This is a genomic window from Rhodococcus sp. BL-253-APC-6A1W, assembly GCF_012843405.1.
Classification (GTDB): Bacteria; Actinomycetota; Actinomycetes; order Mycobacteriales; family Mycobacteriaceae; genus Rhodococcus.
This window is the reverse complement of record NZ_JABAFB010000010.1, coordinates 94,396-119,210: the sequence shown is the minus strand read 5'-3', so window position 1 is coordinate 119,210 and position 24,815 is coordinate 94,396. Positions and strand designations below refer to the sequence as shown.

Sequence of the window (24,815 nt, the reverse complement as noted above, 5' to 3'; positions counted from 1 at the left end):
GTCGCTACGGTAGGCCGGTGACCGGTGTGGACGACGATTTTCTGGCCCTGCCGCTGCGGGCCGCCGCCGATGCGGCACTGTCGGTGGCTCGCGCCGCCGGGGCCACGCATGCCGACGTGCGGGTGCAGCGGGTACGCACCCACTCGCTGACGCTGCGCGACGGAGCGGTGCAGGCCGCGGTGGACGGCACCGACTGCGGGCTCGCGGTGCGGGTCCTCCTCGACGGCACCTGGGGGTTCGCGTCGCACCCGGTGCCGGGACCGGCGGGGGCGGCGGACGCGGCGGCGCGGGCGGTGGCGGTCGCCCGGGCGGTGCGGCCGCTGAACCGGGACCCGGTGCAATGGGCGGACGAGCCGGTGTACCGGGACGCGGTGTGGACCTCCTCGTACGAGATCGACCCGTTCGCCGTGCCCACGACCGACAAGGTGGCGCTGCTCGGCGATTTCTCCCGCCGCCTCCTCGACGCGGCCGGCGTCGACCACGTCACCGCCGGCGTGGAGGAGGTCAAGGAGCAGACGTTCTACGCCGATCTGGCCGGATCGTCGATCACCCAGCAGCGGGTGCGGGTGCACCCCCAACTCGAGGCCGTCACCGTGGACCGCCGGGCGGGCACCTTCGAGTCGATGCGCACCCTGGCGCCGCCGGTCGGGCGCGGCTGGGAGTACCTGAGTTCCGACACCCACTGGGACTGGACGGACGAACTGGACCGGCTCCCCGGCCTGCTGGCCGAGAAAGCGCAGGCACCGTCGGTGACGGCCGGTCCGACGGACCTGGTGATCGACCCCACCAACCTGTGGCTGACCATCCACGAATCGGTCGGGCACGCCACCGAGTACGACCGGGCGATCGGCTACGAGGCCGCGTACGCCGGCACGTCGTTCGCGACCCCGGACCGGCTGGGCACGTTGCGGTACGGCAGCGACGCGATGCATGTGACCGCCGACCGCACCACCGCGCACGGCCTCGCCACCACCGGGTTCGACGACGACGGGGTCGCCGCCCAGTCGTGGGATCTGGTGCGCGACGGGGTGCTCGTCGGCTATCAGCTCGACCGGGCGTTCGCGCCGAAACTCGGGGCGGCGCGATCGAACGGCTGCGCCTACGCCGACTCCGCCCACCATGTGCCGATCCAGCGGATGGCGAACGTCTCGCTGCAACCGGACCCCGTCGTCGATCGCAGCACCGCCGACCTGATCGCCGGTGTCGAGGACGGCCTGTACGTCGTCGGGGACCGGAGCTGGTCGATCGACATGCAGCGCTACAACTTCCAGTTCACCGGTCAGCAGTTCCACCGGATTCGCGGGGGCCGGCTCGTCGGGCAGGTCCGCGACGTGGCGTATCAGGCGACCACCACCGAGTTCTGGGGTGCTCTCGAGGCGGTCGGCGGGCCGTCCACCTGGCGACTCGGCGGCGCCATGAACTGCGGGAAGGCGCAACCGGGCCAGGTCGCCTCGGTCAGCCACGGGTGCCCGTCGGTGCTGGTGCGCGGCGTCAACGTGCTCAACACCGTGCAGGAAGGCAGCCGATGATCCCCGCAGCGGATCTCGTGGAGGTGGCGCTCGCCGCGTCCACGGCCGACGAGACGATCGTTCTGGTCGACGACACCGAGGAAGCAGCGCTGCGGTGGGCGGGCAACTCGATGACCACCAACGGGTCGACGCGTGCGCGGACGGCGACGGTGATCGCGCTGCGGCACACGACATCCGGTACCCGGTGCGGCATCGTCACCGCGCCGCTGGTGCACCGCGGTGAGGTCACCGCGGTGACCGAGGCCGCCGACGCCGCGGCCCGCGCCGCCCCACCGGCCGGAGACGCCGTGCCGCTCGTCGCCGGCGGCGGGACACCCGCAGACTGGGACGCACCGGCCGGACGCACCGGCATCGACGTGTTCGATCCCGTCATAGGTGCTCTGGCACACGGTTTCGACGGATCCGACGCGCTGTACGGGTTCGCGGAGCATCGGGTGCGCACCAGCTGGCTGGGGACCTCGACGGGGCTGCGGCGGCGCTGGACGCAACCCGACGGGTCCCTCGAGATCACCGGCAAACGTGGCGGACTCGACGGTGCCAGCGCGTGGGTCGGGGCGGGGACCACCGATTTCACCGATGTTCGGATGGACCGGTTGCTCGAGGACCTGTCCCGACGACTGGACTGGGCCGCGACGTCGGTGTCGGTGCCGGCGGGGCGTTACGAGACGGTGTTGCCGCCCTCCGCGGTGGCCGACCTGATGATTTCCCTGATGTGGTCGATGGAGGGCCTCGGCGCGCACGAGGGTCGCACGGTGTGGTCGGGTCCGCACGGCACCCGCCTGGGCGACACACTCACCGGCCTGCCGCTGACCTTGACCTCCGATCCGGCGGCGCCGGGCCTGCAATACGCGCCGTTCGTCACGGCGACCACCTCGACAGATGCGGTGTCGGTGTTCGACAACGGGTTGCCCGCCGGCCGCGTCGACTGGATCCGGGACGGGACGGTACACGCGCTGGCCTATCCGCGTGCCGCAGCCGCGGAGTTTTCCGCCCAGCCCACCGCACCGGGTCACAACCTGCTGCTCACCGGCGGTACCGGCGCGTCCCTCGACGAGATGATCGCCGGGACGGAACGCGGGTTGCTGCTCACCACGCTCTGGTATCTGCGCGAGGTCGACCCGGCGAGCCTGCTGATGACCGGACTGACCCGCGACGGGGTGTACCTGATCGAGGACGGGCAGGTGCGGGCCGCGGTGGACAACTTCCGGTTCAACGAGTCCCCGGTGGCGCTGCTGGGCCGGGCTACCGAGGTCGGACACACCGAGCGCACGCTGCCTCGCGAATGGAAGGACTGGTTCACCCGCACCGCGATGCCGCCGATGCGGATCCCGGATTTCCACATGTCGTCGGTCAGCGCGGCGCGCTGACCACGGGTACCCGGCGGGGCGTACGGAGCCCCGCCGGGGCGGTGCCGGACCGCTGGGGCGGGTACAGCTAGAGCAGCTCGGCGAGCTGGGCGCCGATGGCCTCGGGGGCGACGGTCGGTTCGAACCGGGTGACGACCGCACCGGCGGGGTCGACGAGGAATTTGGTGAAGTTCCACTTGACCTCGTCGGTGCCGATGGCCTCGGGTCGGGTCGTGCGGACGTGCTCGAACAGGAAACCGTGATCGGGCCCGAAGTCGCCGGGTGCGGCGCTGCGCAGGTACCGGTACAGCGGGTCCGCGTCGTCGCCGTTGACCTCGACCTTGCCGTAGACCGGGAACGTCACGTCGTAGGTCAGACTGCAGAATTCCTGGATCTCCGCGTCGGTGCCCGGTTCCTGCTCCCCGAACTGGTTGCAGGGGAACCCGATGATCTGCAGTCCCTTGCCGGCGGTCGCGCGGTGCAGCGCTTCGAGGCCTTCGTACTGCGGCGTCAGACCGCACTTGCTGGCGACATTGACGATGAGCAGATACGAACCGGCGTACTCACCGAGCGAGACGGCGTCTCCTGCGGCGGTACGAACGGTGAAGTCGTGCACGGTCATGCGGTCTCCTGGCGGATCTGATGCTGCGAGTCGGAATGCAGGGCGGACGGAAGAACGATCGGTGTCGAACAAGATCGGTGTCACAGCAAAACTACGACACCCTGATCATCTCGCCGCTGTGTCCGATGTCACGGCAGGATCCAGTCGTTGCCGAAACCCGGTCACGGCAGCGTGCGACGAAACCGCGCCGGACTGCCCGCATACAGCGGATCGGCGAGGCGCAGTCGCGCGTGACGAGAGAATCGGCGCCCACCACCACCCCGAGACCGAGGGTCACGCCCGGCAGGATCACCGTGCCCGAGCCGACCCAGGAGCCGTCACTGCGTGTCGGTGGTTCCGGTGTCGGGATCGAGGGAACACGCCAGCCCCACCGTCCCGGTGCGGCCGCGGCGCAGCACACTGGCCCCTACGGTGAGCCGGCCGAGCAGGCCGTACTTCCGGGCGATCACCGAACGCGCATGGGCGGTCTGCTCGGCGTCGAGGATCACGCCGGTGCCGGCGACCGCCGCGGACTTCGCGTTGCCGCGCGCGTCGCACACCGCCAAGGTCAGCCGCGGATCGCGCCGCAGCCGGCGCACCTTGTAGGCATCCGCCGCCGTCCACACCAGCAGCCGGTCGCCGTCGGGTGCCGCCCACACCGCGGTGCCCACCGGGGTCCCGTCCTTCCGGAAGGTGGTGAGCAGGATGTACTTGGCCTCGGAGAGCTCTGCGAACGAGGGGCGCTCGGAGCGAGTGTCGGACATGGCCGACACCCTACGGTCTTTTCCCGGCCCGGACGTGCATCGACACCGGACGGGACGCAGCGGAAGATGTGGTCGGTGACCGCACGACGATCTAGCCTGGTGACATGCCCGACGCCGAGGTCGAAGTCCACTTGTCCGGTGGCGTGGTCACCGCAGCGCAGTTGCGTGCGCTCGCGGAACTCGCCGAGTCGCACGGCGGCGGCGAACTACACCTGACCGAGCGGGCACAGATCCTGCTGCGCGGTGACGCCGAACCGATCGTCTCGCGGCTCGACGCGATCGGGCTCACCGTCGACGCGCCGACCCGGCCCCGCGTCCTCGCCTCACCGCTGAGCGGCCGCCTCGAGGGGCACCGTGACATCCGTCCTCTCGTCCGGGCGGTCGCGGCGCGGCTGCACGCTTCCCCCGACCGCGCCGCCCGGATCTACGGCATCGACGACGGCACCGGCGACATCGTCGCGCTGGCCCCGCACGTCGCGGTCCTCGCGCGACCCGACGGGCGAATGGCGTTGGTGCGCGACGGCGTCGACACCGGCCTGCGCATCGACCCGGACACCGCCGCCGAGATCCTGCTCGCCGGGACCCCGCCCTCCGGGGAACCCGATGCGGCGGAACCGTTGCCGTCGCCGCCGCCGGCTCCGATCGGGTGGCTCGACCAGACCGACGGCGCGGTCACGCTCGCCGGCGGTCTCCCCGGCGGGGTGTTGCCGGCGCGGCTCGCCGAGTTCCTTGCCGCGGTGGAACGGCCGGTCGTGATCACCCCGTGGCGATCGGTGTTGCTGTGCGACCTGGACGAGTGGACCGCCGAGCAGGTGGTGCGGGTGCTCGCACCGATGGGGCTGGTGTTCGACGCCCGGTCCCCGCAACTGGACTGACCGCGCCGGAATTGCCCGGTCGATCCTCCGGAACCGGTCCGCCGACGCTCCTCGCCGCCTACCGTGAAACGGGTGACCCGCGCCGACAGTCCTTCCGGGCCCCGCGACCCCGATGACGACACCTACGACGTGATCGTGCTCGGAGGTGGGCCCGCCGGCGAGAACGCCGCGCAGTATGCCGTCGCCGGAAGCGACCGCACCGTCGCCCTTGTCGAACACGAACTCGTCGGTGGGGAATGCTCGTACTGGGCGTGTATGCCCTCCAAGGCGCTGCTGCGCCCCGCCCAGGTGCTCGCGACGGCGCGGCACGTGGCAGGTGTGGGCGACAAGGTCAGCGCACACGGCGTCGATGTGCCCGCCGTCCTTGCCCGCCGCGACGGCTTCACCAGTCACCGGGACGACAGCGGGCAGGTGGAGTGGGCCCGCTCCGCGGGCATCGATGTGGTGCGCGGGCGCGGCTGCCTCGCGGGGGAACGCACCGTCACCGTCACCGACGCCCACCCCGATCAGCCCCGCACCCTCCGTGCCCGGCATGCGGTGGTGCTGGCTACCGGCACCGTCGCCGCGATTCCCGACACGACCGGCCTGCGTGCGGCGTTGCCGTGGACCTCGCGCGACGCCACCAATCTGCTGGAGATCCCCCGCCGTGTGCTGGTGGTCGGCGGCGGTGTCGTCGCGTGCGAAGCCGCCACCTGGTTGCGGCAGCTCGGCGTCGAAGAGTTGACCATGGTGGTGCGCGGCTCGCGCCTGCTGCCCCGCGTCGAACCGTTCGCGGCGGACATGGTCACCGAGTCGCTCCGCGTCCACGGCGTCGCGGTGCGTTACCGCGCGGCGATCAGGCAGGTCAGCCGACCGGACGTGCGGGAAACCGGCATCGGCCGGATCCACGGCGGCCCGGTTACTGTCGACCTCGACGACGGCAGCACCCTCGACGTCGACGAGATCGTGGTGGCGACCGGCCGTCGCGCCACCACCGCCGCGCTCGGGCTCGACACGGTCGGTCTGCCCGCCGATGCGGCCGTCACCGTCGACGACCATCTCACCGTCGAGGGCGTGGACGGCGACTGGCTCTACGCCGTCGGCGATGTCGCCGGTCGCGCCGCGCTGACCCACATGGGCAAATATCAGGCGCGGGTGTGCGGCGGCGTGATCGCCGCCCGCGCCGAAGGCCGCCCCCTCGGTGGGCCCCGCTACCGGGCGAGCGCCGACCATCACCAGGTCCCCCAGGTGATCTTCACCGACCCGGAGATCGCCGCGGTGGGGCGCACCGCCGAGCAGGCCCGCGCCGACGGCTTCGACGTGGAGGTGCTCGAAGCGGACATCGACGTGGCCGGCGCCGCGTTGTCGCGCGACGACTTCACCGGCCACGCCGCGCTGGTCGTGGACCGCGCCACGGACACCCTCGTCGGGGCCACCTTCGTCGGCACCGACGTGAGTGAACTCGTCCATGCCGCCACCGTCGCCCTCGTCGGGGACGTCACCCTCGACACGCTCTGGCATGCGGTGCCGTCCTACCCGACGGTCAGCGAAGTGTGGTTGCGGCTGCTCGAATCCCGCAGGGCCTGAAACACTCTCGATCGCAACGGTATTGGCAAGGGCTGAGGTGTCGGCCCGGTCGTCGCGTCCGCTGTCCGCGGGTAGACGTCCCAGCAGAGAAGCGTGACGCAGCAATCCTGCACGACACCTCGAGTGAGGAGGCGACCGTGATCGACATCAGCAGGGCCGTCGGCAACGCCGGTCAGGCGGTGAGCGGCCTGGTCCGCCGCGCCGCCGACCGGCCCGCCGACGCCGGACGACCGCAGACCGTCACCGTGGCTGCGCCCCGCGCGCAGGTCATGCAGTTCTGGCAAGATCCCGACAACCTGACCCGGTTGTTCGGCGATCGCGTCCGGGTGGAGACAGCGGAGGCGAACCGGCTGCGGTGGCACTGGGACACCGGCGGAGATCCTATGACCTGGGACACCCGCGTCGACGTCACCGAGGAAGGACTCGCCTTCACCGGTGAGGACGACGCCGACGCGCCGGGCCCGCGTCTGGTGCTGGCCGTGGCCGACGCCCCTCGTGGGCGCGGCACCGAGATGACCCTGCGTGCCGACACCCCGGCACCCGACCTGGTGACGGGAGCGCTGACCTTCACCGCGCTGTACCGGGCCCGGGCACTGATGCAGACCGGGGAGATGCCCACACTCCACGGAAGTCCGAGCGCACGCGGCACGGAAGGAGACCGATGATGAAGGCCCTGTGCTGGATGGGTGTCAACGACCTGTCCGTCGAAACAGTCGACGACCCGGGGTTGGTCAACCCGCACGATGTGATCGTGCGGGTGCGCCTGACCACCACCTGCGGTTCCGACCTGCATTTCCTCGGTGGGTACCTGCCCGGCATGCGGGAAGGCGACGTCATCGGCCACGAGTTCATGGGCGAGATCGTCGAGACCGGCCCCGAGGTGACGTCGGTGCGGGTCGGTGACCGCGTCGTCGTGCCGTCGTTCATCGGGTGCGGCAGTTGCCCGTACTGCGAGGACGGGATGCACGCGGTGTGCGACACCACCAACCCGAACGCCGCGATGCAGCAACCTGTCCTCGGCTACCCCACCGGCGGGATCTACGGCTACACCCATCCGTTCGGCGGCTACCAGGGTTCCCACGCCGAGTACATCCGAGTGCCCTTCGGCGACGTGAACTGTTTTCCGGTGCCCGACGGTGTGAGCGACGAACAGGCCCTGTTTCTGTCCGACGCGGTGCCCACCGGCTACATGGGCGCCGACTTCTGCGACATCTCGCCGGGCGACACCGTCGCGGTGTGGGGTGCGGGAGCGGTCGGGCTCATGGCCGCCGCGAGCGCGAAGATCATGGGCGCCGAACGCGTGATCGTGCTCGACAGGTTCCGCGACCGGCTCGATCTCGCCGAGCAGAAGGTCGGCGCCGAAACGGTCGACTACACCGTCGCCGACAGCGTCTACGAAACGTTGCGTGAGCGCACCGGCGGTCGCGGGCCGGATGCGTGCATCGACGCGGTGGGCATGGAAGGGCACGGTACCGGCGTCGGCCAGGTCTACGACAAGGTGAAGCAGGCGTTGCGCATGGAGTCCGACCGCGCGACTTCGCTGCGGGAGGCGATCCTGGCGTGCCGCAAGGGCGGTGTGGTCTCCGTCCTCGGCATCTACGGGCTGACCGACAAGTTCCCGATGGCCGCACTGACCAACAAGAGCCTCACTCTCCGCACGTCGCAGCAGCACGGCCAGCGCTACATGCCGCAGTTGTTCGAGCACGTGACGGAGGGCCGGCTCGATCCGAGTTGGCTCATGACCCACGACCTGCCGCTCAGCGAATCGGTGCGCGGCTACGAGATGTTCAAGAACAAGGAGGACAACTGCCTGCGGTCGGTGTTCCGCCCGTGAGCATCGCGGTTCGACCCGAGGTTCCGCGCTTCGTCCGCGATTGAGGTCATCTTTGGTGGATCAGTGCCCGCATAGCGGGCAGTTTTCAACCTGATCGGAGCTGACCCGCGACGACCGGAGACATCGCCCGCCGACACCACCAGGCCAAACACCGCCCAGCGCAACGCGCCGGTCCCGAGATCACCGCGAAATGTAGAGCCGCTCCATCGGTCTGGTGCCGTCGGACATCGTCCAGTCTGCGGGCCGCCGCTCGAGCAGTGTCCAGCCGGTGCGCTCGTACAGTGCGATCGCCGACGTGGACTGCTCGATGACGTCGAGCATCAGGACGCCCCGCTCGCGCGCCTTGTCCAGCAGACCTTCGCCGACGTGCGATCGCCTGGCCCCCGGCCGCACGAACAGCCGGGATACCCACAGAGCGTCCTCGCGCCCGACCAGAGCGAGGTGTCCGACGACCTGACCCGCCTGCTCTGCGATCCACGCGCTGTCGAGGTCCGCGGGGCTCAGCCACCCGACCGGGTCGTCGGGCCAACGATGCGGGTAGCCGTCCACTGTGTGAACCTCGGACAGCGACTCGACGCACTGTGCGAGGTCGTCGGGCGGCGGGGCCGGATATTCACCCGCCGGACGCTACCGCTGTGAATCCCCCGCCGCGACTCACCCGCGAGCGGCGGCCGCGGACGGGCGCGCCGTCCTGCACCGCCGCGGACGCCGGACCGCGGCACTCGAGGAGATCGCCCCGAGCGAGCGGGTCCCCATTCTGCGCCGCTACCTCGACCTCGCCCCGGGTGCGCGGCCACACTTCCCGATCGACCGGCGCGCGACACCCGCCGAGTTCGCCGCCGTCGCCGACCGGTACCCGGTCTTCCGGATCCACACCCTCTAACGCGGCAGTCGCCGCCAGATCGCCCGCGGCAGCAGCCGCATCCCGAAGAACACCGGACGCAGCAGGGCGGGCACCCACACCTCGCCGCGACCACGTCCCAGGGCGCGGACCACCGCGTCGGCGACCTGCGGTGGGGTGCTCGAGAACGGTGCCGGACTCATCCCCTCGGTCATCCGGCCGATCACGAATCCGGGCCGCACCAGCAGCAACGACACTCCGCTGCCGTGCAGCGCGTCCGCCAGCCCGGAGGCGAACCCGTCGAGTCCTGCCTTCGCCGAGCCGTACACGTAGTTCGCGCGGCGCACCCGCACACCTGCCACCGAGGAGAACACCACCATCCGTCCCGATCCCTGCGCGCGCAGCAGGCTCGCCAGCCGGGTCAGCAACGCGACCTGCGCGACGTAATCGGTGTGCACGATCGCCGCTGCGTGTGCGGCATCGGTTTCGGCGCGGGCCTGGTCGCCGAGAATCCCGAACGCGAGTACCGCGAGATCGATCGGTCCGTGTGCGGCGACCAGGTCGTCGAGCACCTGCTGGTGGGTGCCGAGCGCGTCGGCGTCGAATTCTGCGGTGTGCACAGCGTCGGCACCGGCGGCCAGCACCGAGTCCCGGGGTCCGGCCAGGTCGTCGGCGCGGCGCGCGGCGAGGATCACGGTGCGCCCCGGCGCGAGCCGGCGAGCCACCTCCACTCCGATCTCGCTGCGGCCCCCGAACACGACGATGGTTCCCTGTGCGCTGTTCATTCCGCCAGTGTCGCGGGAACGGCTCGCGCAGGTGTCGCCGGGTCCCTCGTTCCGCGGCGGCGGCGCCCGGCCCTCTAGGCTTCCGGGCATGGTTCACACCCCCGGCGCGCTCGGCGACCGTGCGCTGCAGTTCCTGTCCGAATACCACCTCGGCACCCTCACCACGCTGCGGTCCGACGGCACCCCGCACGTCGTCGCTGTCGGGTTCACCTGGGATCCCGACGCGCAGGTGGCGCGGGTGATCACCAACGCCGGGTCGCAGAAGGCCCGCAACGCCTCCCGCGGCGGCTACGGCGCGGTGTCGCAGGTCGACGGGGGCCGCTGGCTCACCCTGGAAGGTCCCGCGCGGGTCCGCGACGACGCCGACGCCGTCGCCGAAGGGGTCGCCCGCTACGCCCGCCGGTACCGGCAGCCGCGGGAGAACCCGACCCGGGTCGTCGTGGAGATCGCCGTGGCCCGCGTGATGGGTTCGGTGCTGGACTGACCGGCGCGCCCGGTCTCAGGCGGGCAGCACCGTCAGGCCGTGCGGCCGCAGGTTCACCGGCTCGCAGCCGTCTGCGGTGACCACCACGATGTCTTCGATGCGTGCCCCCCACTGCCCGCGGAAGTAGATGCCCGGTTCGATGCTGAAGGCCATGCCCGGCTCGAGCGTCTCGGTGTTGCCGCCGACGATGTACGGCTCTTCGTGGACCGACAGGCCGATGCCGTGCCCGGTCCGGTGCACGAACACCTCCCCCAGCCCTTCGGCGGCGAGCAGATCGCGCGCGGCGGCGTCGACCGCTTCGGCGGTGACCCCGGGCCGCACCGCGTCGACCGCGGCCTGCTGCGCCGCTTCCAGCACCGCGATGCGGGCGGCGATCGCCGGGTCGGGTTCGCCGATGCTGTAGGTGCGGGTCGAATCGGAGTTGTAGCCGGGCTCGACGGGACCGCCGATGTCGATGACCACGATGTCGCCGGGTTCGATGACCCGATCGGACACCTCGTGGTGCGGGTCGGCGCCGTGCGGGCCCGACCCGACGATCACGAAGGCCGCCTCGGTGTGCCCCTCCTCGAGGATCGCGGCGCTGATATCGGCGGCGACCTGCGCTTCGGTGCGACCGGCCCGCAACCACTCCCCCATGCGGGCATGCACGCGGTCGATGGCGGCACCCGCGCGGCGCAACGCGTCGATCTCGTCGGCGTCCTTGAGCATCCGCAACTGCCGGATCACCGGGGTGGCCAGTACCGGGGTGCCGCCGAAGCGCGCGGCGAGCGGCACCAGATGCAGCGCCGGCATCGCCTCGGCGACCGCGACCGCGGACGCACCCGGCAGCAACTCGGAGACCAGCGCATACGGGTCCTGTCCGTCGACCCAGTCGCGGACCGGCACGGCGAGTTCGGCGACGGCCGACTCGTTGAGGGATGCCAGCTCGAGGCGCGGCACCACCACGGTGGCGGCCGACCCGTCGGTGGGGATCACCAGGCAGGTCAGGCGTTCGAACGACTCGGCGCGTGAACCCACCAGGTACCGCAGGTCCGGTCCCGGGGTGATCAGCAACGCGTCGAGCCCGGCGGCGGCCCCCAACTCGGCGGCGCGAGTCAGGCGTGTTCCGTAGCGGGCGGCGGGAAATCGGGAGTCGGCGGTGCTCATGATCCCCAGCGTATCGGTCGCGCACGGATGGCAGGATGTGGTCCGTGACCCCATCCGAGACGTCCCCGCCGCCGACCGCCCCGCAACCGGTGGTGCTGCTGCTCGACGGTGCCAGCCTGTGGTTCCGGGCCTTCCATGCGTTGCCCGAGTCGATGACCGCGCCGGACGGCACGCCCGTCAACGCGGTCCGGGGTTTCGTGGACATGGTCGCGTCGCTGATCCGGCGGCACCGGCCCAGCCGACTGGTGGTGTGCCTGGATCTGGATTGGCGCCCGGCGTTCCGGGTCGCCGCGGTGCCGAGCTACAAGGCGCACCGGGTCGCGGCCGGGTCCGACGGCACCGTCGAAGAGGTCCCGCCCGCGCTGCTTCCGCAGGTCCCGGTGATCCTGGACCTGCTCGCCGCCGCCGGAATCGCGACCGGCGGCGCCGCCGGATTCGAGGCCGACGACGTGCTCGGCACGCTCGCCGCGCAGGAACGCACCGACCCGGTGATCGTGGTCAGTGGTGACCGCGACCTGCTGCAGGTCGTCACCGACACACCGGTGCCGGTGCGGGTGCTGTACGTGGGCCGCGGACTGGCCAAGGCAGAACTGTTCGGTCCCGCCGAGGTCGCCGAGCGCTACGGCGTTCCCGCCGATCGCGCCGGCGTCGCCTACGCCGAACTGGCGGTGCTGCGCGGCGACCCGTCCGACGGGTTGCCCGGCGTCAAGGGCGTCGGCGAGAAGACCGCCTCCGGATTGCTCATGCAGTACGGATCGCTCGCAGCGGTCCGCACGGCGGTCACCGACGAGACGTCCCGGCTCTCGCAGGGCATGCGCGCGAAACTCGCGGCAGCCGCCGACTACCTCGACGCCGCGTTGCCGGTGGTGCAGGTCGCCACCGACGCGCACGTGCAGATGTCGCGGCCCGACGTGTTGCCGACGGTGCCCGCCCACCCGGACCGGCTCGACGAACTGGCGCGCCGCTGGGGTGTGGAACGGCCGGTGACCTCGCTCGTCGCGGCGCTCGCCGGTCAGTGACCGGCGGCGGCCCGGTCAGTTGGGGCGGCTGACCTCGTAGGTGCCCGCGTCGTCGGTGAAGGTCAAGGTCACCGAGCGGTACTGGCCGTCGACGGTGACGGTGCACGCGAAACTGTTGCCCGCCTCGACTTCCTGGCCGGTCGGGCAGGACACGTCGCCGACCTCGGTGGCACCGTACGACTCGGTGAGCACCTTCGCCACGCCCGCTTCGGCGGCTGCCGCATCGAGGGTGGTCTTGGCGCCGAGGGTCGCGACGGCGATCACCGCGCCGATGACGAGGACGAGCGCGACGACGCCACCGATGATCAGCGGCAGTTTCGATTTCTTCGGCGGCGGGGTGGGCTGGCCCCACTGCTGCGCGCCGGCGGGCGGCGGTCCCCACTGTTGTCCGGGCTGCGGCGGCGGGGGCTGCTGGCCCCACTGCTGCGCCCCGCCGGGCGGTGGGCCCCAGCCGGGTGTCGCGGCCGGTCCGGGCTGCGGTGCGCCCCACCCCGGTTGTCCCGGCTGCGGTCCCCAGCCCTGCGGGCCGGGTTGCTGCGGAGACTGTTGCTGGGGCGCCGGTCCCCAGGGCTGCTGCGGCGGACCACCGGGCTGTCCCCACTGCCCGGCGGAAGAGCCGGGCTGGGCGCCACCCTGCTGCCACGGTGACGGGCCGGGATTCGGCTGGGCGGGGTGCTGCTGTCCCCAGTTACCGGGCGGGGGCGGCGGTGCCCAGGACTGTCCGCCGGGAGCGGCGTCCCACGCCCGGCCGGAAGCCGGGTTCGCCCACGGATCGGCCGGTCGGGACGGTTGCTGTCCGTCCGGGTCCTGCGGTTCGTTCGGCCCGGTCATCGTCGCCTCCAGCTGCCCTTCACGTGTTGTCTCACCGTAGCGCCACCGGACCACATGGCACCGGTACGGCAGCGCGTATCAAATCACACCAGCCGGACCGGTCGCGCCCCGGAGGGTCGCGGCGCGGACGCTCACGCCGCGGCCGGATCGATGGCGACCACGCCGCGCCGGATCGCCCCGACCGCCCGGCCCGCGGTCCGCACCAGTTCCGGGTCGTCGGCGCACGTCCGGACCTGGTCGAGGATGTCGATCAACTGCCGGCACCACCGCACGAAATCGCCCGGGGACAACTCCCGGCCTGCGACGTCGGCCGCGATCAGCGCCTCGGCGAGCGAACCGGAGTTCGCCCAGGTGTATGCGGCGGTGACGAACCCCAGGTCGGGTTCGCGGGTGGGCGGCAACCGGTGCCGCACCTCGTCGGCCCGCAACGTGTCGCACATCCGGATGGTCTCCACGAGCGCAGTGCGGATCGGCCCGGTCGGGCCACGCACCGTGACCACGTCGTCGGTGCGCGACTCGTAGATCACCGACGACGCCACCGCCGCCAGCTCGGCCGGGGACAGCCCCGCCCAGATGCGGTGCCGCAGGCATTCCGCGACCAGCAGATCGGCCTCGGTGTACACCCGGGCGAGCCGGTCGCCGGCATCGGTGGTCTCCGGGTCGTCGCCGCCGGTGAGGTAGCCGCGTTCGGTCAGGAGCGCGACAATCCGTTCGAACGTGCGCGCCAGCGAATCGGTGGTCGCCTCGGCGCGGCGCCGCTGCTGCTCGGTTTCGCGCAGCAACCGGTGGTACCGCTCACCGAGCCGCGCCAGCGACTCGAGGTCGGGTTCGTCGCGCGCCGGGTGGCTGCGCAACCGGCGTCGCAACGCGTCGATCTCCCGGTTGTGTCCCTTGGATTTGCCGCGCTTCGGGCGGCGCGGTGCCGACAACCCCTTGGACCGCAGCGCCGACGCGATATCGCGGCGACCGCGGCCGGTGCGATGGTCGATGTGCCGCGGCAGCCGGAGCCGTCCGAGCACTTCTGCCGGTGACGGGAAATCGCCCGCCGACAACCGTCCGGACCACCCGTCGGTGGTGACCACCGTCGGACGCGGGTCGGTGACGTCCTGATCGGGGATGACGACGACGGCGAGCCCGGTGCGTTTCCCGGCCGGCACGGTGATGATGTCGCCCGCGCGCAACCCGACGAGCGAGGCCACCGCCGCCTGCCGGCGGTCCTGCCGGCTGCGTCGTTCGTGCTCGCGCTCCGCGGCGGTCAGATCCGCGCGCAAGGTCAGGTAGTCGAGGATCTCGCTGTCGGCGCCGCCGAGTTCTTCGCGCAGCTTCGCCAGCGTCGCCTCGTTGCGTTCGATGCTGCGGGTCAGGCCGACCACCGATTTGTCCGCCTGGAACTGCGCAAACGACATCTCGAGCAGTGCCCGGGACCGGTCCACGCCGACCGCGTCGATGAGATTGACCGCCATGTTGTAGGACGGCTTGAACGAACTGCGCAGCGGGAAGGTGCGGGTGGAGGCGAGACCGGCGACCGTCGTCGGCTCGACACCGGGCTGCCACAACACCACGGCGTGCCCCTCGATGTCGATGCCGCGGCGTCCGGCACGGCCGGTGAGCTGGGTGTATTCACCAGGGGTCAGTTCGGCATGGGTTTCGCCGTTGAACTTGACGAGTTTTTCGAGCACCACGCTGCGGGCCGGCATGTTGATGCCCAGCGCGAGGGTTTCGGTGGCGAACACCGCGCGCACCAGGCCGCGGACGAACAACTCTTCGACGGTGTGCCGGAACGCGGGCAGCATGCCCGCGTGGTGCGCGGCGATACCGCGTTCGAGGGCGGTGCGCCACGTGCTGTAGCCGAGGACTTCGAGATCGGCGGCAGGCAATTCGCGGGTGTGCTCGTCGACGATCCGGCCGATCTCGGCGGCTTCCTCGTCGGTGGTCAGATGCAACCCGGACCGCAGGCATTGCAGCACGGCGGCGTCGCACCCGGCGCGGCTGAACACGAACGTGATCGCCGGCAGCAACCCGTCCCGGTCCAGCCGGGTGATGACGTCGGGGCGCGGCAGCGGACGGAAGTTGCGTGACCCGAAGCCGCGGCCTCCCCGACCCTGCCACCGATCCGCCCCGTCCGCGCTCAGCCGGCGGCGCACCGCCGCGAGCAGTTCGGGGTTGACGACGATGCCGCGGCGGCGTTCACGCCTCGGCAGGTCGGCGGGTTCGGCGCTGGTGTCGAACAGGTCGTAGATCCGGGGTCCGACCATCATGTGCTGATGCAGCGGGATGGGCCGCACCTCGTCCACGACGACGGTGGTGTCACCGCGCACGGTGGTCATCCAGTCGCCGAATTCCTCGGCGTTCGAGACGGTCGCGGACAGGCTCGCGAGCCGCACGTCCTCGGGCAGGTGCAGGATCACTTCCTCCCACACCGCGCCGCGGAACCGGTCGGCCAGGAAGTGCACCTCGTCCATCACCACATGCGTCAAACCGATCAGCGAGGTCGACGACGCGTAGATCATGTTGCGCAGCACCTCGGTGGTCATCACCACCACCGGCGCATCCGCGTTGATGGACTGGTCGCCGGTGAGCAATCCCACGGCGTCCCTACCGTGCCGGGCACACAGATCGGCGTACTTCTGGTTGCTCAGCGCCTTGATCGGAGTCGTGTAGAAGCATTTGCTGCCGGCCTGCAACGCCAGGTACACCGCGAACTCGCCGACCACGGTCTTCCCCGCGCCGGTCGGCGCGCACACCAGCACCGAATGGCCGTCCTCGAGTGCGCGGCAGGCGTCCTGCTGGAACGGGTCGAGGGGGAAGTCGAGGGACGCGGCGAAATCGGTGAGCCGGGGTCCGGGGCTCTGCGGGACGGCCGGTTCCACGTGCGGGTGCTCGCTCACAGAGTGTCCGAGAAGTCGGTCCGGGCCGGGCCGGACGGTTCGACCGGTGCCGGTGCCGGGATGGTGGAACTCTCGTCGTCGTCGAGTTCACCCCAGCCTTCCGCGCGGCGACGGCGCGCACGCCGCCGGTCGGTGATCCGGGAGATCTGGATGGCCACTTCGAGCAGCAATGTCAACGCCATCGCCAGGGCGATCATCGAGAACGGATCCTGGCCGGGGGTGGCGATCGCGGCGAACACGAACATCGCCATGATCAGGCCGCGGCGCCACGCCTTGAGCTTCTCGTACGGCAGCACGCCCACCGCGTTGAGGGCGACGATCACCAGGGGAATCTCGAAGGACACCCCGAAGATCACCAGCAGATTGATGATGAAACCGAAGTATTCGGAACCGGAGAGGGCCGTGACCTGCACGTCGTTACCGACGGTGAGCAGGAACGACAAGGCGTGCGAGACCACCAGGTACGCGAGCACGGCGCCGGCGACGAACAGCACCGCCCCGGAGACGACGAACCCGATCGCGTACCGCCGCTCCTTGCTGTACAGGCCGGGGGTGACGAACGCCCACAGCTGATAGAGCCAGACCGGGCAGGCCATCACGATGCCCGCGGTCATCGCGACCTTCAACCGCAACATGAACTGTTCGAACGGGCCGGTCGCGAGCAACCGGCAGGCCCCGTCGGTGCTCAGATCCGCGCGCGACGACGGCGGCAGCGCACAGTACGGTCCGCGCAGGATCTCACCGAGGCTGTCGAAGCCGAACACGCCGCGGCTGTACCAGAGGAACCCGAGGATGCTGGTGAGGAGCACCGCGGCGACCGCGATGAGCAGCCGCGTGCGCAGTTCGTACAGGTGCTCGACCAGCGACATCGTGCCGTCGGGGTTGGTCTTGCGCCGACTGCGGCGGGGATCGAACGGGATGCGCACGGTGCGGTTCTCAGCTCCTGATAATGGCCGCCGGGGTTCGAAATCCGGGCCCCTCGGGACCAGCGGAACCGGGACACCCGTGTGGGTGCCCCGGAGGGGAGAGCACGGTCAGTAGGACCGCGGTTCGCTGTGAGGCGCGGTCTGCTGCTGCGGCGGAACGACGGTGGGCTCCACCGGCTGCGGCTGCTGCTGCACCGGCGGCAGGGGCTGCTGGACCTGCGGCTGCTGCGGCGCGGCGGAACGCGCGTCGTCGTTCTGCATTTCCTTGACTTCGCTCTTGAAGATTCGCAGCGAACGACCCAGACCGCGTGCGGCGTCGGGCAGCTTCTTCGAACCGAACAGGATCACCACGACCAACGCGACGATGGCCCAGTGCCACGGGCTCATTGCACCCATTTACAACCTCCACAAATCGGCTGGTGTCGATGCTACCGGACCCGTACGGCCCGTTTTCGCGGGTGAACCGAATCCGCAGGGAGTTTGCGCAAGGTTCACACGAACGTTTCCTGCCGGCGCGTTCACGCGGGCCGTCCCGCGTCGTCGAGCGCCGCATACGCCTCGAGGGCCTCACCGGCGCGGGTCCGCACCGCGGACACCAACTCGGCGGGCGCGAGGACCGTCACGCCGCTGCCCAGGCCCACCAGCAGTCGCACCATCCAGTCCCGCGACGCATATCGCAGTACCGCCTCGCAGCTACCGTCCGGGAACACCTCCACATCGGTGAGCGGGTAATAGTCCAGCAGCCACGTGTAGCCGGGTTCGAGACGCAGCCGGGCGGCGGGCAGTGCGGGGTCGCCCTCGAACAATTCCAGGTGCTCGTCGCCGCTCAGCGCCTGCTGCGGCGGCTGCGCCGCCTCGTCGAGCACCGTCGCCTCGTCGATGCGGTCGAAGCGGAACAGCCGCACTCCCTCGGCGGTGCGGCACCAGGCCTGCAGATACGTGTGCTCGTCGATCAGCACGATGCGGATGGGGTCGACGACACGTTCGGACACGGTGTCGCGGGAGGCCGAATAGTAGGTCAGGTGCAGTGCCCGGCCGCGGCGCACCGCATCGCGTACCCGTCCCGCCACGGGATTCTCCGTGACTGCGGCACCGGCGCCGTCCGGGGTGTGCGCGGTCGCGGCGGTGCCGGCGGCCGCTTCGATCTTCGCGATCGCCGATTGCGCCGCCGCGGGTTCCACCACACCGGGCATCTCCAGCAGCGACCGCAGCGCGACGAGCAGCGCGGTCGCCTCGGTGGAGGTCAACCGCAGCGGCCGGTCGATGCCGGCGGTGAACGTGACGACGATGCTGTCTTCGGAGAACGACAGGTCGATCAGGTCACCGGGTCCGTACCCGGGCAGCCCGCACACCCACAGCTGGTTCAGGTCGTCCATGATCTGTTTGGGGGTGACTCCCAGGTCGCGGGCGGCTTCGGCCGCACTGATCCCCGGGTGCGCCTGAAAGTAGGGCACCAGGTTCAGCAGCCGGGCCAACCGCCCGGACAGTCGTGCACTCATGGCGCGTGGTCCCCCTCCGTGTCGTCCCCCGCTGTCTCGTCCCTCTCGGCGGCGGCCCCGTCGCCGACCACCCGTGCCAGGATGCGTTGCACTTCGGCCCGCAATTCCGCCGGTTCGAGCACCAGCGCGTCGGCGCCCTGCCCGGCGATGATCCGCCCGATCCATTCCCAGGACCGCACCGGCACCTCGAGGACCGTGCCGTCGCGGGGGGCACTGCCGTCGTGGCCACCGATCTGCCGCTGCTCGATTTCGTCTCCGAGGCGGCGTAACTCGTAGGCCTTCCCGGCTGCCACCCATACCCGCGCGGAGCCGGAGATCTCCCCCTGGCTGGTGGTGGCGAGGACCCGGGCCCGCAGGTCGATCCCCGCGGGGATCTGTACTGCTCCGGCCGGACCGATCGCGGTGACGTCGTCGCCGATGCGGGAGAGCCGGAATGTGCGCGGCGCATCCCGATCGCGGTCGTGGCCCACCAGATACCACCGGCCGTGCACCGTGACCACTCCCCACGGGTCGACGGTGCGGGTGGTCCACGGTTCGGTGGGCGAGCTGCGGTGCGAGAACCGCACCGCGCGCCGCGCATCGATCGCGGCGAGCAGTTCCTGCAGTGCCGGTTCCGAGCCGCGGGCCCGCGCCGGGATCGGGGCGACCGTCCCCGGATCCACGTCGACCTGCACCCCGGCGGCCCGCAGTTTCAGCAACGCGCCTTGCGCCGCCGAGGTCAGTTCGGGCGACTCCCACAACGCGGATGCCACCGCGACCGCGGCCGTTTCCTCACGGGTCAAGTCGATTTCGGGCAATTCGTACGCGTCGCGGTTGATGCGGTAGCCCTCGACGGTGGAGAACCGGGACGGCATCCCCGTTTCCAGGGGCACCCCGAGATCGCGCAGTTCGTTCTTGTCGCGCTCGAACATCCGGCTGAACGCCTCGTCGCTCGCGCACTCCGAGTATCCGGCCACCGACGTGCGGATCTTCTCCGCCGTCAGGAATTGCCGGGTGGACAGCAACGCGATGACCAGATTGACCAGCCGTTCGACTTTCGAGATCGCCACGGCCCAACCCTAATGCCCCGTCGCCCCGGCGCCGCCCCGGAATCTCTCACCGGAGCGCGCAGAACCGTCACATCGACGCGATGAGCCGCTCGACCCGCTCGTCCACGGACCGGAACGGGTCTTTGCACAACACGGTGCGCTGCGCCTGATCGTTGAGCTTGAGATGCACCCAGTCGACGGTGAAGTCGCGGCCGGCGGCCTGCGCCGCGGCGATGAAATCGCCGCGCAGTTTGGCCCGGGTGGTCTGCGGCGGGGTGTTGACCGCCGCCTCGACCGCCTCGTCGTCGGTGGCGCGTGCCGCCAGGCCCTTGCGTTGCAGCAGGTCGAAGACTCCGCGGCCGCGTTTGATGTCGTGATACGCCAGGTCCAGTTGCGCGATCTTGGGATCGGACAACTCCATGCTGTACCGGTCCTGGTAGCGCTGGAACAGTTTGCGCTTGATCACCCAGTCGACCTCGGTGTCGACCTTCGCGAAATCCTGCGTTTCGACGGCGTCGAGCACCCGTCCCCACAGGTCGACGACCTGCGAGACGTACCGATCCGGTGTGCGGGTGTCGAGGTACTCCACCGCACGCGCGTGGTATTCCCGCTGGATGTCGAGGGCGCTGGCCTGCCGGCCACCGGCCAGCCGGACCGGTCGCCGGCCCGTCAGGTCGTGGCTGACCTCGCGGATCGCGCGGATCGGGTTGTCCAGCGCGAAATCGCGGAACTGCACCCCCGCCTCGATCATCTCCAGCACCAGCGCCGCGGACCCCACCTTGAGCATCGTGGTGGTTTCGGACATGTTCGAATCGCCCACGATCACGTGCAGGCGGCGGTACTTCTCGGCGTCCGCGTGCGGCTCGTCGCGGGTGTTGATGATGGGGCGGGACCGGGTCGTCGCCGACGACACCCCTTCCCAGATGTGCTCGGCGCGCTGCGACAGGCAGAACGTGGCGGCCTTCGGGGTCTGCAGCACCTTCCCGGCTCCGCAGATCAGCTGCCGGGTCACCAGGAAGGGCAGCAGCACGTCGGAGATGCGGGAGAACTCCCCCACCCTCGCGACCAGGAAGTTTTCGTGACAGCCGTAGGAGTTGCCCGCGGAGTCGGTGTTGTTCTTGAACAGGTAGATGTCGCCGCCGATGCCCTCTTCGGCGAGCCGCTGCTCGGCGTCGACGAGCAACTCTTCGAGCACCCGCTCCCCGGCATGGTCGTGTTCGACGAGCTGGAGCAGGTTGTCGCACTCGGCGGTGGCGTACTCCGGATGCGACCCGACATCGAGGTACAGCCGCGCACCGTTGCGCAGGAACACGTTGGAGCTGCGCCCCCAGGACACGACCCGCCGGAACAGGTAGCGGGCCACCTCGTCCGGACTGAGCCTGCGGTGCCCGTGAAAGGTACACGTGACGCCGAACTCCGTCTCGATACCCATGATTCGTCGCTGCACACTTCGACAGTACCGCGCGGGTCCGACCACCATGGGTCGCAACGACATCTACGGTTCAACGTGTGACCCTTCGCGAGCGCCGCCGGTCCGCCGACCGGGCCCTGTTCCACCGCAGCGGAGCGCTGCGCGCCTCCCCCGCGGATCCGTTCTTCCGCGACCTGGGGCGCGCCGCGAACCACAGCGTGCTGTGGGTGGGGTGCGCCGCGGTGTGCGCGGCCGCCGGTGGCCGCGCACGCCGCGGCGCCGTCCGGGGACTGTTGTCGGTCGCCGCGGCCAGCGGCCTCGCCAACGGCGTCCTCAAACCGCTGTTGCCGCGGCGGCGTCCCCCGGCGCGCACCGACCCGAAGTTCGCCCGCCGGATCGTGCCGACCCCGCGGTCCTCGTCGTTCCCGTCCGGGCACGCGGCCTCTGCCGCGGCGTTCGCGACCGGGGTCGCCCTGGAATCGCCGGTCGCGGGTGCGGTGCTCGCCCCGGTCGCGGCGGCGGTCGCCTACTCCCGCGTGCACACGGGGGTGCACTGGCCCAGCGACGTGGTGGTCGGCGCCGCGGTCGGTGCGGCCGTGGCGTTGTCGACGCGCCGCTGGTGGGCGGTGCGCGACGACGAGCCCGCCGCGGTCCGCACCGTGGTCGCCGCGCCCGCCCTCGACGGCGGCGACGGCTTACTGCTGGTGGTCAATCCGGGTGCCGGGAGCAGCGACGAGACCGCGGAGTTGTTGCGGCAGGGACTTCCGCGCGCCGAGCAGATCGCGCTCGACACCGACACCGACCCGGCCGGTCAACTCGACACACTCGTCGCCACCCACCGGCCCCGGGCCCTGGGAGTGTGCGGCGGCGACGGCACCGTCGCCGCGGTCGCGGCTGCGGCACGGGCACACGACCTGCCGTTGGCGGTGTTCGCCGGGGGCACCCTGAATCATTTCGCCCGGGATCTCGGCTCCGACGATCACGCCGCCACGATGCGGGCGGTGACCGGCGGGCACGCCATCGCGGTCGGACTCGGCGAAGTCACCGTCACCGGCGCGGCCGGCACCAGCACCCGCGTGTTCGTCAACACCGCCGGCATCGGTGGTTATCCCGACACCGTGCGGCTGCGGGAACGGTGGGAACCGCGCATCGGCAAGTGGCCGGCGGCGGCACTGGCGATGATCGACGTGTTGCGGACCGCGAAACCGATGCGGGGCCGGCTCGACGGCGCGCCGGCGGCCTGGTGGCTGCTGTTCGCCGGAAACGGCCGGTACACGCCCCGTGACCAGGTGCCGATGTCGCGGACGGCGCTCGATACGGGCACCCTCGATGTCCGGTATCTGAGCGCGGATCGCCGCTGGTCGCGGGTGCGGCTGATCTACGCCGCGGCCACCGGCACACTCGGGGCGTCCCCGGTGTACCGGCAGTACGACACCGCCACCCTGACGGTGCGCGTCGACGGACCCGCCGTGGCATTGGCCACCGACGGAGAAGCGCCCGGCGACGGCACCGTCTTCGGTTTCCGGGCGCTACCGTCCGCGTTGCGGGTGTACCGGCCGCCGGCCGATCAGTCCGCGCTCTGACTCGACGTGCCGTCCGGGCCGGAGTCGGACTCCCCCGCCCCGGACTCCCCTGCCCCGGACTCGCCGGTGCCGGATTCGGTACCGGCTGGCAGCAGTGCCTCGAGCGCGGCCCCGGAGATCCGGCGGAACGCTCGGCGTGGCCGCGCCCTCTCGAGCACCGCGACCTCGAGTTCGCCGCGGCCCAGAGCCCGCGGCGTCGCGTCGTTTCCGACCGGTTGCTGCAGGGCCCGCACCGCCACGCCCACGGCGTCCTCGAGCGACATCCCGGGACGGTACGACGACCGCAACGCCGTGAGGATCGGTTCGGTGTTGCCCCCCATCACCACGAACTGCGGCTCGTCGACGATCGACCCGTCGTAGGTGATCCGGTACAGCTGCGACACCTCGTCCCCCTCGGCCCGAGCCACCTCCGCCACACAGATCTCCACCTCGAACGGCTTGGGCTGATCGGTGAAGATCGACCCGAGGGTCTGCGCGTAGGCGTTCGCGAGTGCCCGCCCCGTCACGTCCCGCCGGTCGTACGAATAGCCGCGCATGTCGGCGTGCATGATGCCGGACCGGCGCAGGCTTTCGAACTCGTTGTACTTGCCCACCGCGGCGAACCCCAGCCGGTCGTACAACTCGCTGATCTTGTGCAGCGCCTTCGACGGGTTCTCCGCGACGAACAGAACGCCCTCGGAGTAGATCAGCGCGATCACGCTGCGTCCCCGGGCGATGCCCTTGCGCGCGAGCTCCGAGCGATCGCGCATGATCTGCTCGGCGGACGCATAGTAGGGAAGCGTCACAGGTCACCTCCAGCGGTACGTTCGGCCACGATCTCCCGGGCCAGCGCGGACAACGTTTCCTCGGGCACCTCCACGGCGCCTGCCGCGGTGATCACCACCGCGGTCGGATAGATCCCGCGGGTGGTGTCCGGCCCCCCGGTACCGGTGTCGTCGTCGGCCGCGTCGTACAACGCCTCCACCGCGTTGCGCAACGCCGCCGGCTCGTCTGCCTCCGCCCGGTACAACTTCTTGAGCGAAGACCGGGCGAACAACGATCCGGACCCCACCGCGTGGTACCCGGCACGTTCCTCGTAGCGGCCGCCGACCACGTCGTACGACACGATCCGGCCGGCGCGCATCGCGTCGGTCGCGTCCAGATCGAATCCGACGAGCAGCGGCACCACGGCCAGGCCCTGCATGGCCGCACCGAGGTTGCCGCGCACCATCGACGAGAGGCGGTTGGCCTTGCCGTCGAAGGTCAGCGGTACGCCCTCGATCTTCTCGTAATGCTCGAGTTCGACCGCGAACAGCCGCACCAATTCGACCGCCAGCCCGGCGGTACCGGCGATACCCGCCGCCGAGTACGAGTCGGTGACGAACACCTTCTGCACGTCGCGGGAGGCGATCATGCTGCCCATGGTGGCCCGCCGGTCCCCGGCGATCAGCACGCCACCGGCGAAGGTGAGCGCGACGATCGTGGTGCCGTGCGGTGCCATGTCCACCCGGTCAGCCGCTTCGAACCGGAACCGGTTCTCCGGCAGCAGCTCCGGAGCGTGGATCCGCAGGTGATCGGAAAACGAGGACAGAGGTGACGCGAGGTGCAGCCGGGGCTGCACCTCGCGAGAAGAAAACGACGACCGGTCCGCTGTCACTGGCCACCCTTCTGTACGTATGCCCGCACGAAGTCCTCGGCGTTCTCCTCGAGCACGTCGTCGATCTCGTCGAGAAGACCGTCGGTTTCCGACGCGAGCTTCTCGCGACGTTCCTGACCGGCACCGCCGTCGCCGACGCCCTCGTCGTCGTCTCCGCCGCCACCGCGTGTGGTCTGCTCTTGCGCCATAGCCGCCGACCTCCTCCTGTATCCGTGCGATTCCC

General features: G+C 70.8%; 24 protein-coding genes. 9 read left to right on the top strand and 15 right to left on the bottom strand.

Translation table 11 applies throughout. The annotated features are described in order from the left end of the window. The first annotated feature begins 17 nt into the window (after nucleotides 1-17). The gene (locus HF877_RS16585; protein WP_169622294.1) at nucleotides 18-1,529 is read left to right on the top strand and encodes a TldD/PmbA family protein; all 1,512 of its coding nucleotides are present in this window, start codon (nucleotides 18-20) and stop codon (nucleotides 1,527-1,529) included. Beyond that, nucleotides 1,526-2,896 (top strand): metallopeptidase TldD-related protein, encoded by a 1,371-nt coding sequence (locus HF877_RS16580; protein WP_169622293.1) that lies wholly within the window; start codon nucleotides 1,526-1,528, stop codon nucleotides 2,894-2,896. Before HF877_RS16585 ends, HF877_RS16580 begins: the two co-directional genes overlap by 4 nt. Before the next feature lie 67 nt (nucleotides 2,897-2,963). Here HF877_RS16580 and HF877_RS16575 read toward each other — a convergent pair whose 3' ends face one another. Together HF877_RS16575 and HF877_RS16570 are read right to left on the bottom strand one after the other, a co-directional pair. Then, a complete protein-coding gene (locus HF877_RS16575) occupies nucleotides 2,964-3,497 on the bottom strand; it encodes a glutathione peroxidase (RefSeq protein WP_169622292.1) in 534 nt (177 codons plus the stop codon). 317 nt (nucleotides 3,498-3,814) lie between these two features. Then, nucleotides 3,815-4,240, bottom strand: coding sequence for a PPOX class F420-dependent oxidoreductase (locus HF877_RS16570; protein ID WP_169622291.1), 426 nt, complete (start codon nucleotides 4,238-4,240; stop codon nucleotides 3,815-3,817). Between the two features lie 104 nt (nucleotides 4,241-4,344). Between HF877_RS16570 and HF877_RS16565 the strand changes: the two genes are divergently transcribed. From HF877_RS16565 to HF877_RS16550, 4 genes are all read left to right on the top strand, one after another. Next, complete coding sequence (locus HF877_RS16565; protein ID WP_169622290.1) at nucleotides 4,345-5,115, top strand: precorrin-3B synthase; 771 nt, start codon at nucleotides 4,345-4,347, stop codon at nucleotides 5,113-5,115. A 72-nt stretch (nucleotides 5,116-5,187) separates the two neighbouring features. Beyond that, a complete protein-coding gene (locus HF877_RS16560; protein ID WP_169622289.1) occupies nucleotides 5,188-6,681 on the top strand; it encodes an NAD(P)/FAD-dependent oxidoreductase in 1,494 nt (497 codons plus the stop codon). Nucleotides 6,682-6,818: 137 nt separating this feature from the next. Beyond that, nucleotides 6,819-7,346, top strand: a complete 528-nt coding sequence (locus HF877_RS16555) for an SRPBCC family protein (RefSeq protein WP_346765201.1) — start codon at nucleotides 6,819-6,821, stop codon at nucleotides 7,344-7,346. After that, entirely contained in the window at nucleotides 7,346-8,515 is a 1,170-nt protein-coding gene (locus tag HF877_RS16550; protein WP_169622376.1) for a zinc-dependent alcohol dehydrogenase, read from the top strand. Before HF877_RS16555 ends, HF877_RS16550 begins: the two co-directional genes overlap by 1 nt. Before the next feature lie 180 nt (nucleotides 8,516-8,695). Here HF877_RS16550 and HF877_RS16545 read toward each other — a convergent pair whose 3' ends face one another. After that, entirely contained in the window at nucleotides 8,696-9,064 is a 369-nt protein-coding gene (locus HF877_RS16545; protein ID WP_346765200.1) for a GNAT family N-acetyltransferase, read from the bottom strand. Between the two features lie 330 nt (nucleotides 9,065-9,394). After that, nucleotides 9,395-10,141, bottom strand: coding sequence for an SDR family NAD(P)-dependent oxidoreductase (locus HF877_RS16540; RefSeq protein ID WP_169622288.1), 747 nt, complete (start codon nucleotides 10,139-10,141; stop codon nucleotides 9,395-9,397). 88 nt (nucleotides 10,142-10,229) lie between these two features. On the opposite strand from HF877_RS16540, the gene HF877_RS16535 reads away from it, so the two are divergent. Then, on the top strand, nucleotides 10,230-10,625 hold the full coding sequence (locus HF877_RS16535; protein ID WP_169622287.1) for a PPOX class F420-dependent oxidoreductase: 396 nt from the start codon (nucleotides 10,230-10,232) through the stop codon (nucleotides 10,623-10,625). A 15-nt stretch (nucleotides 10,626-10,640) separates the two neighbouring features. On the opposite strand, the gene HF877_RS16530 is transcribed toward HF877_RS16535, so the two are convergent. Then, nucleotides 10,641-11,771, bottom strand: a complete 1,131-nt coding sequence (locus HF877_RS16530) for a Xaa-Pro peptidase family protein (RefSeq protein WP_169622286.1) — start codon at nucleotides 11,769-11,771, stop codon at nucleotides 10,641-10,643. Nucleotides 11,772-11,806: 35 nt separating this feature from the next. On the opposite strand from HF877_RS16530, the gene HF877_RS16525 reads away from it, so the two are divergent. Continuing rightward, the gene (locus tag HF877_RS16525; RefSeq protein WP_169622285.1) at nucleotides 11,807-12,790 is read left to right on the top strand and encodes a 5'-3' exonuclease; all 984 of its coding nucleotides are present in this window, start codon (nucleotides 11,807-11,809) and stop codon (nucleotides 12,788-12,790) included. A 15-nt stretch (nucleotides 12,791-12,805) separates the two neighbouring features. Here HF877_RS16525 and HF877_RS16520 read toward each other — a convergent pair whose 3' ends face one another. The 7 genes from HF877_RS16520 to pafA all read right to left on the bottom strand — a co-directional run bounded on the left by HF877_RS16520 (nucleotide 12,806) and on the right by pafA (nucleotide 21,409). Beyond that, nucleotides 12,806-13,621 (bottom strand): DUF4333 domain-containing protein, encoded by an 816-nt coding sequence (locus HF877_RS16520; protein WP_169622284.1) that lies wholly within the window; start codon nucleotides 13,619-13,621, stop codon nucleotides 12,806-12,808. A gap of 131 nt (nucleotides 13,622-13,752) precedes the next feature. Continuing rightward, entirely contained in the window at nucleotides 13,753-16,491 is a 2,739-nt protein-coding gene (locus HF877_RS16515) for a DEAD/DEAH box helicase (RefSeq protein ID WP_346765212.1), read from the bottom strand. Nucleotides 16,492-16,505: 14 nt separating this feature from the next. Further along, entirely contained in the window at nucleotides 16,506-17,435 is a 930-nt protein-coding gene (gene tatC, locus HF877_RS16510; protein ID WP_169622282.1) for a twin-arginine translocase subunit TatC, read from the bottom strand. Between the two features lie 108 nt (nucleotides 17,436-17,543). After that, on the bottom strand, nucleotides 17,544-17,831 hold the full coding sequence (gene tatA / locus HF877_RS16505) for a Sec-independent protein translocase subunit TatA (protein WP_169622281.1): 288 nt from the start codon (nucleotides 17,829-17,831) through the stop codon (nucleotides 17,544-17,546). A 122-nt stretch (nucleotides 17,832-17,953) separates the two neighbouring features. Next, on the bottom strand, nucleotides 17,954-18,934 hold the full coding sequence (locus tag HF877_RS16500; protein WP_169622280.1) for a YafY family protein: 981 nt from the start codon (nucleotides 18,932-18,934) through the stop codon (nucleotides 17,954-17,956). Further along, entirely contained in the window at nucleotides 18,931-19,983 is a 1,053-nt protein-coding gene (locus tag HF877_RS16495) for a YafY family protein (RefSeq protein WP_169622279.1), read from the bottom strand. The genes HF877_RS16500 and HF877_RS16495 overlap by 4 nt, the downstream gene beginning before the upstream one ends. Nucleotides 19,984-20,050: 67 nt before the next feature. Continuing rightward, nucleotides 20,051-21,409, bottom strand: coding sequence for a Pup--protein ligase (gene pafA, locus HF877_RS16490; RefSeq protein ID WP_296549363.1), 1,359 nt, complete (start codon nucleotides 21,407-21,409; stop codon nucleotides 20,051-20,053). Between the two features lie 122 nt (nucleotides 21,410-21,531). Between pafA and HF877_RS16485 the strand changes: the two genes are divergently transcribed. Then, nucleotides 21,532-22,956: a phosphatase PAP2 family protein gene (locus HF877_RS16485; protein ID WP_240952607.1), complete on the top strand. Its 1,425-nt coding sequence runs from the start codon at nucleotides 21,532-21,534 to the stop codon at nucleotides 22,954-22,956. Here the strand turns inward: HF877_RS16485 and prcA are convergent. From prcA to HF877_RS16470, 3 genes are read right to left on the bottom strand one after another with little or no spacing between them, the layout of a single operon-like run. Then, on the bottom strand, nucleotides 22,941-23,741 hold the full coding sequence (gene prcA, locus HF877_RS16480; RefSeq protein WP_169622277.1) for a proteasome subunit alpha: 801 nt from the start codon (nucleotides 23,739-23,741) through the stop codon (nucleotides 22,941-22,943). The two genes, HF877_RS16485 and prcA, sit on opposite strands and share 16 nt — an antisense overlap. Next, nucleotides 23,738-24,544, bottom strand: coding sequence for a proteasome subunit beta (prcB, locus tag HF877_RS16475; RefSeq protein ID WP_206037236.1), 807 nt, complete (start codon nucleotides 24,542-24,544; stop codon nucleotides 23,738-23,740). Before prcB ends, prcA begins: the two co-directional genes overlap by 4 nt. Before the next feature lie 44 nt (nucleotides 24,545-24,588). After that, a complete protein-coding gene (locus HF877_RS16470) occupies nucleotides 24,589-24,780 on the bottom strand; it encodes a ubiquitin-like protein Pup (RefSeq protein ID WP_169622275.1) in 192 nt (63 codons plus the stop codon). Nucleotides 24,781-24,815 lie beyond the last annotated feature (35 nt).